At 56.4% G+C, this 12,084-nt stretch carries 13 protein-coding genes; 6 read left to right on the forward strand and 7 right to left on the reverse strand.

What is annotated here, in order from left to right; genetic code table 11:
* Positions 1–21: 21 nt before the first annotated feature.
* The gene (locus RTN40_RS07280; RefSeq protein WP_312227878.1) at positions 22–1,506 is read left to right on the forward strand and encodes an acetyl-CoA hydrolase/transferase family protein; all 1,485 of its coding nucleotides are present in this window, start codon (positions 22–24) and stop codon (positions 1,504–1,506) included.
* Here RTN40_RS07280 and srsR read toward each other — a convergent pair.
* From srsR to epd, 7 genes are all read right to left on the reverse strand, one after another.
* Positions 1,503–2,393 (reverse strand): LysR family transcriptional regulator SrsR, encoded by an 891-nt coding sequence (gene srsR / locus RTN40_RS07285; protein WP_312227879.1) that lies wholly within the window; start codon positions 2,391–2,393, stop codon positions 1,503–1,505. The genes RTN40_RS07280 and srsR overlap by 4 nt on opposite strands.
* 127 nt (positions 2,394–2,520) lie before the next feature.
* Positions 2,521–3,303 (reverse strand): oxidative stress defense protein, encoded by a 783-nt coding sequence (locus RTN40_RS07290; protein WP_312227880.1) that lies wholly within the window; start codon positions 3,301–3,303, stop codon positions 2,521–2,523.
* A 105-nt stretch (positions 3,304–3,408) separates the two neighbouring features.
* A complete protein-coding gene (argO, locus tag RTN40_RS07295; RefSeq protein WP_312227881.1) occupies positions 3,409–4,038 on the reverse strand; it encodes an arginine exporter ArgO in 630 nt (209 codons plus the stop codon).
* A gap of 133 nt (positions 4,039–4,171) precedes the next feature.
* Entirely contained in the window at positions 4,172–5,041 is an 870-nt protein-coding gene (locus tag RTN40_RS07300; RefSeq protein WP_312227882.1) for a small-conductance mechanosensitive channel MscS, read from the reverse strand.
* A gap of 224 nt (positions 5,042–5,265) precedes the next feature.
* Positions 5,266–6,342: a class II fructose-bisphosphate aldolase gene (fbaA, locus tag RTN40_RS07305; protein WP_312227883.1), complete on the reverse strand. Its 1,077-nt coding sequence runs from the start codon at positions 6,340–6,342 to the stop codon at positions 5,266–5,268.
* 66 nt (positions 6,343–6,408) lie between these two features.
* Complete coding sequence (pgk, locus tag RTN40_RS07310) at positions 6,409–7,572, reverse strand: phosphoglycerate kinase (protein ID WP_312227884.1); 1,164 nt, start codon at positions 7,570–7,572, stop codon at positions 6,409–6,411.
* Positions 7,573–7,621: 49 nt separating this feature from the next.
* Positions 7,622–8,641 carry an erythrose-4-phosphate dehydrogenase gene (gene epd, locus RTN40_RS07315; protein ID WP_312227885.1) on the reverse strand — a complete coding sequence of 340 codons (1,020 nt, stop codon included), beginning with the start codon at positions 8,639–8,641 and terminating at the stop codon, positions 7,622–7,624.
* A 371-nt stretch (positions 8,642–9,012) separates the two neighbouring features.
* Here epd and RTN40_RS07320 point away from each other — a divergent pair, with 371 nt between their 5' ends.
* Genes RTN40_RS07320 through RTN40_RS07340 form a run of 5 tightly spaced genes read left to right on the forward strand, consistent with a single transcriptional unit; the run spans position 9,013 to position 12,070 of the window.
* The gene (locus RTN40_RS07320) at positions 9,013–9,435 is read left to right on the forward strand and encodes a PPC domain-containing DNA-binding protein (RefSeq protein WP_409418519.1); all 423 of its coding nucleotides are present in this window, start codon (positions 9,013–9,015) and stop codon (positions 9,433–9,435) included.
* A gap of 24 nt (positions 9,436–9,459) precedes the next feature.
* On the forward strand, positions 9,460–10,038 hold the full coding sequence (locus RTN40_RS07325) for an ECF transporter S component (protein ID WP_312227887.1): 579 nt from the start codon (positions 9,460–9,462) through the stop codon (positions 10,036–10,038).
* Positions 10,039–10,746, forward strand: coding sequence for an energy-coupling factor transporter transmembrane component T (locus tag RTN40_RS07330; RefSeq protein ID WP_312227888.1), 708 nt, complete (start codon positions 10,039–10,041; stop codon positions 10,744–10,746).
* Positions 10,734–11,411 (forward strand): ATP-binding cassette domain-containing protein, encoded by a 678-nt coding sequence (locus RTN40_RS07335; protein ID WP_312227889.1) that lies wholly within the window; start codon positions 10,734–10,736, stop codon positions 11,409–11,411. The genes RTN40_RS07330 and RTN40_RS07335 overlap by 13 nt, the downstream gene beginning before the upstream one ends.
* Positions 11,405–12,070 carry an ATP-binding cassette domain-containing protein gene (locus RTN40_RS07340; protein ID WP_312227890.1) on the forward strand — a complete coding sequence of 222 codons (666 nt, stop codon included), beginning with the start codon at positions 11,405–11,407 and terminating at the stop codon, positions 12,068–12,070. Before RTN40_RS07335 ends, RTN40_RS07340 begins: the two co-directional genes overlap by 7 nt.
* Positions 12,071–12,084 lie beyond the last annotated feature (14 nt).

Here is a 12,084-nt window from a genome sequence, read left to right on the forward strand (position 1 = left end):
GCGAGGGATAAGGAGCGGCATATGCAATCTGCTTTTCCGAGGATGAGCGCTGACGAGGCGGCTGAGTTTATTCATCACAATGATATGGTGGCCTTCAGCGGCTTTACCCCTGCCGGTTCGCCGAAAGCGATGCCGGTTGCCATTGCCCAGCGAGCCATCGATTTTCATCAACGTCAGCAGGCGTTCCAGATCCGCCTGCTGACGGGGGCATCGATCGGGGCCGATGCTGACGATGTGCTGGCAGAAGCCGACGCGATCGTCTGGCGCGCGCCCTACCAGACCGCGTCGGGGCTGCGAGAGAAGATCAACCGGGGCCAGGTGAACTTCGTCGATCTGCATTTGAGCGAAGTGGCGCAGATGGTCAACTATGGCTTTTTCGGGCCGATCGACGTGGCGGTGATCGAAGCCAGCCGGGTGGCTGACGATGGTCGCATCTGGCTCACCAGCGGCATTGGTAATGCACCCACCTGGCTGCATAACGCTAAACGGATCGTCATCGAGCTAAACCGCTATCACTCCCCGCGGGTGGCAGAGCTGGCAGATATTGTCATGCCGGGTCTGCCGCCACGGCGCAACAGCGTACCGATTTTTCATACGATGGATCGCATCGGCACCCAGTATGTGCAGATCGATCCGGCAAAAATTGTCGCAATTGTAGAGACCGAACTGCCCGATGCCGGCAACGTGCTGGAGAAAGCGAATCCGGTTAGCCAGCGGATCGCCGACAACGTCGTGGCATTTCTGTTGAACGAGATGGCCCTTGGCCGCCTGCCGCCGGAATTTTTACCGCTGCAAAGCGGCGTGGGCAACATCAACAATGCGGTGATGGCGCGGCTCGGAGAGAACAGCGATATCCCGCCTTTTATGATGTACTCCGAAGTCCTCCAGGAATCGGTAGTGCACCTGCTGGAGAGTGGGAAAATCACCGGGGCGAGCGCCTCCAGCCTGACGGTTTCCCGCGCCTCGCTGGAGAAGATTTACGACAATATGGACTTCTTCGCCAGCCGTATCGTCCTGCGGCCGCAGGAGATCTCAAATAACCCGGAGATCATTCGCCGCCTGGGCGTAATCGCGCTAAACGTTGGGCTGGAGTTTGATATTTACGGCCATGCTAACTCAACGCACGTGGCGGGCGTCAGCCTGATGAACGGCATCGGCGGCAGCGCCGACTTTGAGCGCAACGCGTATCTGTCGATCTTTATGGCCCCCTCCACTGCCAAAGCGGGGAAAATCTCTACCATTGTGCCGATGTGTAGCCATGTCGATCACAGCGAACACAGCGTCAAGGTTATCGTAACCGAACAGGGCGTCGCCGATTTACGCGGTCTGTCGCCGCTGCAGCGGGCGCGGGCGATGATTGATAACTGCGCCCATCCGCTCTATCGCGACTATCTGCACCGCTATCTTAGCAACGCCCAGGGCGGGCATCTGCGCCACGATCTCAGTCATGCCTTCGATCTGCATAAAAACCTGCTCGCCTGCGGATCGATGCTTGGCGAGAGTTAACCCGCCTCACGATCGTCAGCGATGCACTGGAGCATCGTTGACGTCGCGCGATGATGCCTGAGGGAGTAGAGATATTCGCGCATATACATCGGCTGGTGCGGCGCATCAAAATATTTAAGCGTCGCTGGATTAACCAGCCGCCAGGCAAAGTGCGGGATCACCGTCAGAAACTGACCACGTTCTACCGCGCTAATTTTTGCCATAAAACTGTAAGGCCGATAGATAATGGTGGGGTGAATACCGCAGGGGCGCATATAACCATCCAGCAGGGATTCAAAATTGGCCCGATTTTGAAAGCGCATCTGTAACCACGGCAGCTCGCTCAGCAGCTCAGCTGGCTGTCGCTCCTCATACCGTCGCGATACCAGAAAGCCAAGCCGCAACGGAGCCAGTTCGTTAACCGCAAGGTTTTCCAGGTTAGCGAGGCGTTGGGACACCTGCTGGGGAGAGATAATAAAATCGAGCCGACGATCGAGCAGATCGTCAATCACTGCGTTATCCGTAAATTCAAAAGGCTGAACGGTGATACCGTCGTATTTGTCGCTCAGGCTGATCAGCTGGTCATAGATGATCGTTGGGTAGGTGTTATCGATCCCCAGCACGATATTTTTCTTGCTGGCCGCGCTATGGCTGATTTCATTATCGATTGCTGCCAGCCGCTGATAGATAGGAAAAAGTTTCTGGTAAAGCTCCTGCCCGGCTTTGTTCAGGGTGATGCCGTTATCTTTGCGGTTAAACAGGGCGTAGCCTATTTGCTCTTCCAGCGCGGCGATACTTTTTCCAAACGGCGAGGCGGTCAGGTGGATCTTTTCTGCTGCTTTTACAATGCTGTTGGTTTGCGCCAGCAGAATAAAGTTACGCATCTTTTTTGAGATAAATATGTCCATGGGTTTCTCCCTTTAGCCATGGCTATATTCGTCAGTTGGGCAAAAATAGAGACCGCAACGGTCACAGTTTTACAGATGCACACATAAAGCAGAGAATGGCCCCGCCAATGCGGAGCCATAAGAGAGGTTACTGTGCAGCAGGGGCAGTTGGAGCCGGAGTGGATTGCGCTGGCGTTGACTGTGCTGGCTGAGAAGTACTTCCCGCCTGCGGCTGCAGTTCAAACACCACGTCCACCTGATCGTCAAACTGGATCGTTGGTTGCTCGTAGGTCTCCTGAGCCGACGCCGTCGCCGCGTCTGCCTTCATCATGCGCACCATTGGGGTAGGCTGATAGTTAGAGACGTGGTAGCGCACGCTGTACACCGGTCCCAGGGTAGACTTAAAGCCCGCAGCCAACTGACCGGCCTGACGCACTGCGTCATCAATTGCCGCTTTACGCGCCTTATCTTTATAGGCTTCTGGTTGTGCAACGCCCAGCGTGACCGCACGGATCTCATTCAGCCCTGCCTTCAGTGCGCCATCCAGCAGCGAATTAAGCTTATCCAGCTCGCGTAGCGTTACCTCTACGGTACGTACCGCCCGGTAACCCTTCAGAATGCTTTTGCCATTCTGATAGTCGTAGTCCGGCTGCGTGCGCAGGTTAGCGGAGTTAATGTCCTTCTTCGCCACACCATTCTGCTCAAGGAAGCTCAGGTATTGCGCAACGCGATCGTCGGCCTGCTTCTTCGCCGATGCCGCATCTTTTGCCGCAACGTTAACTTCAATCGCCAGGGTGGCGATATCCGGCACGGCATCCACGCTCGCCGTCCCCGAGGTAACAATATGCGGGCCGTTTGGCAACTCGTTTGCCTGAACCGACAGCGCACCTAATCCAACTAATGCCGCAAGGGCCATCACTTTGAACTTCACCGTAGCTTCTCCTTGTCTGAATATTCGCCGCGGACGCGGACGTCTGGCTGCAAGCTTAACGTTTCCGGCCCGGTTGTCCATCGGACTTAACCTGATAACGTTGCCCTACAGCACCTGCAGATGATGAATACCTTCTTTCGCCAGCTGAAACGCAATAAACCACATGATAGCGCCAACGACGACGTTAATAATACGCTGCGCCTTTGCAGTGCGCAGGCGCGGCGCAAGCCAGCTTGCCAGCAGCGCCAGGCCGAAAAACCAGATAAACGAGGCGCTAATAGTACCCAACGCAAACCAGCGTTTCGGCTCGGCCGCCAGCTGCCCGCCCAGGCTGCCGAGCACAACAAAGGTGTCGAGATAGACGTGGGGGTTGAGCCAGGTCACCGCCAGCATAGTCATAATGATTCGCCAGCGCCCCTGTTTTAACACCTCAGCGCTGGCCAGCTCAAGCTGCTGGCTAAAGGCCGTCTTTAGCGCACCAAAGCCGTACCAGAGCAGAAACGCCACGCCGCCCCAGGTGACCAGCGCCATTAACCAGGGCGACTGCACCAGCAGCGCGCTGCCGCCGAAGATACCGGCGCAAATCAGAATGAGATCGCTAAGGGCACACAGCCCGGCCACCATCAACGGAAACTGTCGGCGGATCCCCTGATTCATCACAAACGCATTCTGCGGCCCCAGCGGCAGGATCATCGCCGCGCCTAAAGCAAGCCCTTGAAAATAATAAGTTAACACCGTAAATGCCTCTACCAGATATCTCATGGCGGAGACTATACCGCGCCCTTATTATAAGCGGAAATTTAAAATTCTAATCTGTAATCAGTATAGCTAATAAGAAGAAGGGCCAGCAAAGCTGGCCCTGGAGAGATTACTGCTGCTCGGCGGGTTGAGCCGCTTTCTCGCGCTTGAAATGCACGTCCATCTGCGGATAGGGGAAGCCAATGCCGTGAGCATCGAACGTCTTCTTGATGCGCTCCAGCACGTCCCAGTAAACGTTTTGCAGATCGCCGCTATTGCTCCAGGTGCGGATCACAAAGTTAACCGATGATGCACCCAGCTCGTTCATGCGCACGGTTCTTTCGCGATCTTTCAGAATACGATCGTCAGACTCGATAATCTCGGTCAGCAGTTTTTTCACCAGATCAATATCCGCATCGTAATCGACGCCGATGATGAACTCGTTACGGCGCACCGGCTCGCGGGAGAAGTTAATGATGTTGCCCGCAATGATTTTGCCGTTAGGGATAACAATGTAACGGCCATCGGCTGAACGCATGGTAGTAGAGAAGATCTGCACGTGCAGAACGGTACCCGCCACGCCGCCCAGATCGACATACTCACCGGCACGGAACGGACGGAAAGTTACCAGCAGCACGCCTGCGGCGAGGTTGGAGAGCGATCCCTGCAGCGCAAGGCCAATAGCCAGACCTGCGGCACCCAGCACGGCAATCACCGATGCGGTCTGTACCCCTACCCGGCCCAGTGCGGCGATCAGGGTAAAGGCGATAATGCCATAGCGCACCAGCGCAGAGAGAAAATCAGCAACCGTAGGATCAATATGGCGAGCGACCATCACCCGGTTGACGGTTTTAGAGATGGCCCTGGCCACCACCATCCCGATAATGATGATAAAAATTGCAGCAACGATGTTGACGGCATAGCTCAGCAGCAGCGCCTGGTTGCGCACCAGCCAGCCTCCCGCATTGTTTATGCTATCAATCACATTAAGGTCTTCCATTCACTATTCCTTATGCTTGCCCAAGCGAAAAAAATCACATCAACACGTAAAAACGTGAAACAGGTCAGCAAAGCGTAAACAAAAAACCACACCTATGCCAAACCTTAAGCGCAACGCCCGCACAAAACGCCTGCAACATGTGTAGATTTTCAGAATGGGTTTACGATCTTCAGTTAAAAAAAATGGCTCCCCGTAGGGAGCCACCGTTTATTGCTCGCGTTAAATTACAGAACGTCGATCGCGTTCAGCTCTTTAAATGCCTGCTCCAGACGCGTCACCATGCTGGACTGTGCAGCACGCAGCCATACGCGCGGATCGTAGTATTTCTTGTTCGGCTGGTCTTCGCCTTTCGGGTTGCCCAGCTGAGACTGCAGGTAAGCTTCGTTCTCTTTGTAATACTTCAGGATACCTTCCCAGTTAGCCCACTGAGTATCGGTATCGATGTTCATTTTGATCACACCGTAGCTTACGGAATCTTTGATCTCCTGAGCAGAAGAGCCGGAACCGCCGTGGAACACGAAGTTCAGGCTGTTGTGCGGCAGGTTATGTTTCTTAGAAACATACTCCTGGGAGTCACGCAGGATGGTCGGGGTCAGCTTAACGTTGCCCGGCTTGTATACGCCGTGTACGTTACCGAAGGAAGCAGCAATGGTGAAGCGCGGGCTAATCGCGTTCAGCTTGGTGTACGCGTAGTCAACGTCTTCCGGCTGAGTGTACAGAGCAGAAGCGTCCATATGGCTGTTGTCCACGCCATCTTCTTCACCACCGGTGCAGCCCAGTTCGATCTCCAGAGTCATGCCCAGCTTGGACATACGCTCCAGGTACTTAGAGCAGATCTCGATGTTCTCTTCCAGTGACTCCTCAGAGAGGTCGATCATGTGAGAGGAGAACAGCGGTTTGCCGGTAGCGGCAAAGTGTTTTTCACCCGCGTCCAGCAGACCGTCGATCCACGGCAGCAGTTTCTTCGCGCAGTGGTCAGTGTGCAGGATCACCGGCACGCCGTAGTGCTCAGCCATCTGGTGAACGTGGTGGGCACCGGAGATTGCGCCCAGGATAGCCGCCTGCTGGCCTTCACCTTTGAAGCCTTTACCTGCGATAAATGCAGCACCGCCGTTAGAGAACTGAACGATAACCGGCGCTTTTACTTTTGCAGCAGTTTCGAGAACGGCGTTGATGGAGTCGGTACCCACGCAGTTAACCGCTGGCAGAGCAAAGTTGTTCTCTTTAGCTACCTGGAATACTTTCTGAACGTCATCACCGGTGATCACGCCTGGTTTTACGAAATCAAAAATTTTAGACATGTTGTAAATCCTGTATTTACAGAAAACGGGTCTGAAATCAGGCGGAGCAATCCGCCTGCTCAGGCATTACTTCTTAGCGCGCTCTTCGAGCATCGCTACGGCTGGCAGCACTTTGCCTTCCACGAACTCAAGGAACGCGCCGCCACCGGTGGAGATGTAGGAGATTTTGTCAGCGATGCCGAACAGGTCGATCGCCGCCAGGGTATCACCGCCACCTGCGATGGAGAACGCTTCGCTGTCCGCGATAGCGTTAGCCACGATCTCAGTACCTTTACGGAAGTTCGGGAACTCGAAAACGCCAACCGGGCCGTTCCACAGAATAGTTTTGGCATTTTTCAGAATTTCAGCCAGTTTCTCAGCGGAAACATCGCCCAGATCCAGAATCTGCTCTTCATCTTTGATGTCGCTAACAGATTTCAGGGTCGCCGTCGCGGTTTCAGAGAACTCGGTCGCGACGCGCACGTCGGTAGGCACCGGAATGTCGCAGGTCTGCAGCAGGCGTTTCGCTTCGTCAACCAGGTCGGCTTCGTAGAGGGATTTGCCCACGTTGTGGCCCTGAGCGGCAACGAAGGTGTTAGCGATACCGCCACCGACGATCAGCTGATCGGCGATTTTAGACAGCGAGTCGAGCACGGTCAGCTTGGTAGACACTTTAGAGCCGCCAACGATAGCCACCATCGGACGAGCCGGCTCTTTCAGCGCTTTACCCAGCGCGTCCAGTTCGTCAGCCAGCAGCGGGCCTGCGCATGCAACATCAGCAAATTTGCCTACGCCATGGGTAGAAGCCTGTGCACGGTGAGCGGTACCAAATGCGTCCATGACGAACACATCGCACAGGGCAGCATATTTTTTCGCCAGGGTTTCGTCGTCTTTCTTCTCGCCTTTGTTGAAGCGAACGTTTTCCAGAACGACCAGCTCACCTTCAGCTACTTCCACGCCGTCCAGGTAGTCTTTAACCAGACGTACCGGGCTGGAGAGTTTTTCTTTCAGGTAGTTAACAACCGGCAGCAGAGAGAATTCTTCGTTGTACTCGCCTTCGGTCGGGCGACCCAGGTGAGAGGTAACCATCACTTTCGCACCCTGTTTCAGGGCCAGTTCGATAGTCGGCAGGGAGGCACGGATACGCGCATCGCTGGTTACTTTACCATCTTTAACCGGTACGTTCAGATCCGCACGGATAAAAACGCGTTTACCAGCTAGATCCAGATCGGTCATCTTAATTACAGACATGGTGAATCCTCTCGTTGATTCTTAAAGTTTTGCAGACGCAAAGCGCGTCCTACCTAAAACCTTTGGCAGCCATCGCTAACGTCGTGTCGAGCATTCGGTTAGCGAAACCCCATTCGTTATCACACCAGACCAGCGTTTTGATGAGGTGTGCCCCACTGACCCGCGTCTGAGTACCATCAACGATGGCGCTGTGCGGATCGTGGTTAAAATCAGTTGAGACCAACGGTAATTCCGTATAGTCAACTATACCATGAAATGCTTCCTGTGACGCTTTTTGCAGCAAGTGGTTGACTTGACATGCATTTACCGGACTTCTTACCGTCACGCTAAGGTCAATTGCCGTCACATTGATTGTCGGTACGCGTACGGCAATGGCTTCAAATTTATCGTTAAATTTTGGAAAGAAGCGCGTAATGCCCGCCGCAAGCTTGGTATCCACCGGAATGATCGACTGACTCGCCGCACGCGTGCGCCGCAGATCCGGATGGTAGGCGTCGATCACCTGCTGATCGTGCATTGCCGAGTGGATAGTGGTGACCGTACCCGACTCAATGCCGAAGGCATCATCAAGCAGCTTGATCACCGGAATAATGCAGTTGGTAGTGCAGGAGGCGTTAGAGACGATGTTATCGTCCGGACGCAGATCGTCCTGATTGACGCCGAAGACCACGGTGGCATCGAGATCGCTGCTGCCCGGATGGGAAAAGAGCACCTTCTTTGCCCCGGCGGCCAGGTGCGCCTCGCCGTGCTGACGGTTGCCGTACACCCCGGTGCAGTCCAGTACGATATTGATGTCCAGCGCGCGCCAGGGCAGCGCGTCAATGGTTGGCTCGTGCAGCAGACGGATCGCGTCATGGCCGACAAACAGCTGTCCGCCCTCGTGATGAACACGCTGGCTAAAGCGGCCGTGGCTGGTGTCATACTTCAACAGATGCGCAATGCCTGCGTCGTCTGCCAGCTCGTTAATGGCCACTACGGCGATCTCCGCCCGGCGTCCGGATTCATACAAAGCACGAACCACGTTACGCCCGATGCGACCAAAGCCATTTATCGCGATGCGTAGGGTCATAAGTCTCCTGCAAAGCTATCCCTGAGTCGATGGCTGACAGAGTAATGCAGCGGCATAGTCAGGGAAACCTCGCCTGTCACAAACTGTGACTAAGTGGTTAAATGTCGAACGGAATTTCGACTGAAACGCTTCAGCTAGAGTAAGCGAAACACGGAATAAAGGGAATCCGTCGCCGTAGGGTTACGCCAGTTATCTGATCTACGTCACACTTTACCGTCACACTACGGCAGAATTATTCCATTGCCGGAATCCGTATTCCTTTATACGCAAATCTGCCATCGGCCGCGGCTTTTTCCTGATATACATCATTAAAACAAATTGCTGTCGCTCTTATGATTGCTGCCAATTTGGCGTTTACGAGGCCTATGACCATGATCCCCGGCATCCCTGAATCCAGCGCCCGCTTTTACGCCCTGCGTCTGCTTCCCGGCGATGAGCTGCTCACTGCCCTGCGCGCGTTTGTCCAGCATCACACCCTGCAGGCCGCGTGGATTGCTGGCTGTACTGGCAGCCTGACGGACGTCGCGCTGCGCTTCGCCGCTCGCGACGAGACGACCTTGTTAAGCGGTACCTTTGAGGTTATCTCCCTTGGCGGCACGCTGGAGTTGGCCGGTGAGCATCTGCACCTCAGCGTGGCCGATGAGCATGGCGTAATGACCGGCGGACATGTCATGCCTGGCTGTACGGTACGCACCACGCTTGAAGTAGTGATCGGCGAACTAACCACCCTCGTCTTCAGCCGCCAACCCTGTCCTGTTTCCGGCTATGACGAGCTGGTCGTCAACGCGCGCTAATTTCCCTAACCCTATGAGGTCGCCATGGCACGTCGCCAACTCGCCAGCCAGACGCTGGCACTGATCGTTATCTCTATCGCCATTAATATGATTGGTGGCCAGCTGATTAGCCTGCTTAAGCTGCCGATCTTCCTCGACTCCATCGGCACGTTGATTAGCGCCGTGCTGCTGGGACCGTTTATCGGCATGCTCACCGGCCTGCTGACCAATCTGCTCTGGGGGCTACTCACCGATCCTATTGCCGCCGCTTTTGCCCCAGTGGCGATGGTGATTGGCCTGGTCGCCGGCTGGCTGGCTCGGCTGGGCTGGTTTCGTATCCTGCCGACGGTGATCGCCAGCGGCGTGGTTATTACCCTCGCGGTTACGGTGGTGGCAGTGCCGATCCGCACCGCGCTGTTCGGCGGTGTTACCGGCAGCGGAGCCGATCTCTTTGTCGCCTGGATGCACTCAATGGGGCAGGATCTGATGGCGTCGGTAGCAATTACCGTGCTCGGGGCCAACCTGGTGGATAAGATCCTCACGGCGATCGTGGTCTGGATCCTGCTGCGCCAGCTGCCGCTGCGCACCACGCGCCACTTCCCCGCTATGGCCGCCGTGCGTTAAATGCACCCCTTTACGTCACTTACGCTGTGGGGCCTTGCAGCATGCTCTACGCTGCTGCTGCCAGCGGGTCTGACGCTGACAATCTGGAGCGCAGCCGCCTTCGCCAGCCTGCTGCTCATTCGTGCCACCCGCAGGCGGGCGCGCTACGTCGGCTGGCTGATGCTCTCCCTGGGAGCCGGGCTATGGCTGGTGCACGGCGGCTGGTTAACCGAATGGCTCAGCGGCCAGCCGCGCGATCCTCGGCCCTGGGCGCACGCCGTTACGCTCTGGCTACGCATTCTGGCAATCGTCTCTACCGCCCAACTGTGGATGTATTGTGTCCCGGTACGGCAGTTTATCCGTGCGCTGTTTGCCAGCCGTCTGCCGCCGGGTCTCGCCTATGTGCTCTCCGGACCGCTGCTGATTATCGAGCAGCTAAAGCACCGGCTGAGCAGTATTCATGAAGCCCAGCGCGCCAGGGGCGTACCGCTGGACGGCAGCTGGTATCAACGGCTATGGGCAATCCCGGCCCTGGTGCTGCCTCTGACCCAGGGCGCGCTTAACGATCTTGCCGTACGCGGCGCTGCGCTGGATATGCGCGCCTTTCGCCTGCACCGTACCCGCACCACGCTGTGGGCGCCGAAGGACAGCATCCTTCAGCGCGCCGTGCGTTACGGCATGCTGGCGCTAATTGTGACGGAGGCAGGCGCATGGCTATGGTTACGTTAAAGGACTTTTGCTACCAGCCGCTGCAAGCCAGCGCTACCCGGCAGACGTTCAACTTTCATTACTCTCTTCCCGGCATGGTGGCCATTATTGGCGGTAACGGCAGCGGCAAAAGTACCCTGGCGCAGCTGATGGCGGGCTGGTATCCGGACTTTCTTCCCGGCACCGTTAGCGGATCCGGCAGCCTGCTTGGGCAGCCGATCGGCACGCTTTCCCTCGCAGCGCAGGCGCAGACCATCCAGCTGGTGCAGCAGTCGCCCTATCTTCAGCTTTCGGGATGCACTTTCAGCGTTGAGGAGGAGGTCGCCTTCGGGCCGGAAAACCTCTGCCTGAGCGAGGAGGCGATCCTTGCCCGTATTGATGTGGCGCTGACGCTAACCGACTGTCAGCCGCTGCGTCATCGTCACCCTGCCACGCTCTCCGGCGGTGAGACGCAGCGGGTGGTTATCGCCTGCGCACTGGCGATGCAGCCGCAAATCCTGCTGCTGGATGAGGCCTTCAGCCGCCTGACGCCGCAGGCTACGCAGCGGATGCTTGAGCGCCTCTCCGCCTGGGCCACGGCGCAGCAGGCGTTGATCGTGCTGTTTGAGCGCAGACTTGAGCCGGTGCGCTATCTCTGCCAACAGGTCTGGCAGCTCACGATGGAGGGACTGGAGCCGCTATGCTAAAAGTAGACAACGTTGATTTTCGCTGGCCAAAGGCAGAGCAGCGCTGCCTGCGCGATGTATCGCTACACCTGATCCCAGGCGAGTTTGTGGCGCTGATTGGCGATAACGGTGCGGGTAAGTCCACGCTGCTGCGCATTATGGCCGGGTTGCTGACGCCTGCTGCTGGCAGCGTCACCGTGCAGGGCCATGCGCTATCGCGTCTTAAGGTGAAGGGGCGGGCCATGCTTACCGGCGTGCTTTTTCAGGAGGCAGAAAATCAGATAGTGCACAGCCAGGTGTTTGCCGAAGTGGCGTATGGCCTGCGCTTGCAGAAGCTGCCGCAGGATGAGATCCAGCGAAGAGTCGAAGAGGCGTTAACGCTATGCCATCTTGAAGAGGTAGCCCAGGCGCATCCGCTCGATCTCCACGTTGCCCAGCGCCGGATGGTCGCCGTGGCAAGCCTGGAGGCGCTGTCGCCGCCGCTGCTGCTGCTTGATGAACCCAGCCGCGATTTTGACGATCGCTGGCTGGGTATATTTGAAAGCTGGCTGGCTCTCTGCCGCCAGCGTGGCACAACGGTGCTCGCCATCAGCCATGACTACGATTTCATCCGCCATAATTTCCCGCGCATCGTTCGTCTGGCCGATGGCCGCATTGTTGAAGACCACTGCGATCTGTAACCCCAGGCCCGCTA

Source organism: Pseudescherichia sp. (genome assembly GCF_031987975.1).
GTDB lineage: Bacteria > Pseudomonadota > Gammaproteobacteria > Enterobacterales > Enterobacteriaceae > Pseudescherichia.

What these genes read in the sequence shown, in the direction of transcription:
- srsR (WP_312227879.1), bottom strand. Translation starts at nt 2,393, where the DNA reads ATGGACATATTTATCTCAAAAAAGATGCGTAACTTTATTCTGCTGGCG.
- RTN40_RS07335 (WP_312227889.1), top strand. Translation starts at nt 10,734, where the DNA reads ATGGTTACGTTAAAGGACTTTTGCTACCAGCCGCTGCAAGCCAGCGCT.
- RTN40_RS07330 (WP_312227888.1), top strand. Translation starts at nt 10,039, where the DNA reads ATGCACCCCTTTACGTCACTTACGCTGTGGGGCCTTGCAGCATGCTCT.
- RTN40_RS07340 (WP_312227890.1), top strand. Translation starts at nt 11,405, where the DNA reads ATGCTAAAAGTAGACAACGTTGATTTTCGCTGGCCAAAGGCAGAGCAG.
- fbaA (WP_312227883.1), bottom strand. Translation starts at nt 6,342, where the DNA reads ATGTCTAAAATTTTTGATTTCGTAAAACCAGGCGTGATCACCGGTGAT.
- RTN40_RS07320 (WP_409418519.1), top strand. Translation starts at nt 9,013, where the DNA reads ATGATCCCCGGCATCCCTGAATCCAGCGCCCGCTTTTACGCCCTGCGT.
- pgk (WP_312227884.1), bottom strand. Translation starts at nt 7,572, where the DNA reads ATGTCTGTAATTAAGATGACCGATCTGGATCTAGCTGGTAAACGCGTT.
- epd (WP_312227885.1), bottom strand. Translation starts at nt 8,641, where the DNA reads ATGACCCTACGCATCGCGATAAATGGCTTTGGTCGCATCGGGCGTAAC.
- RTN40_RS07280 (WP_312227878.1), top strand. Translation starts at nt 22, where the DNA reads ATGCAATCTGCTTTTCCGAGGATGAGCGCTGACGAGGCGGCTGAGTTT.
- RTN40_RS07325 (WP_312227887.1), top strand. Translation starts at nt 9,460, where the DNA reads ATGGCACGTCGCCAACTCGCCAGCCAGACGCTGGCACTGATCGTTATC.
- RTN40_RS07300 (WP_312227882.1), bottom strand. Translation starts at nt 5,041, where the DNA reads ATGGAAGACCTTAATGTGATTGATAGCATAAACAATGCGGGAGGCTGG.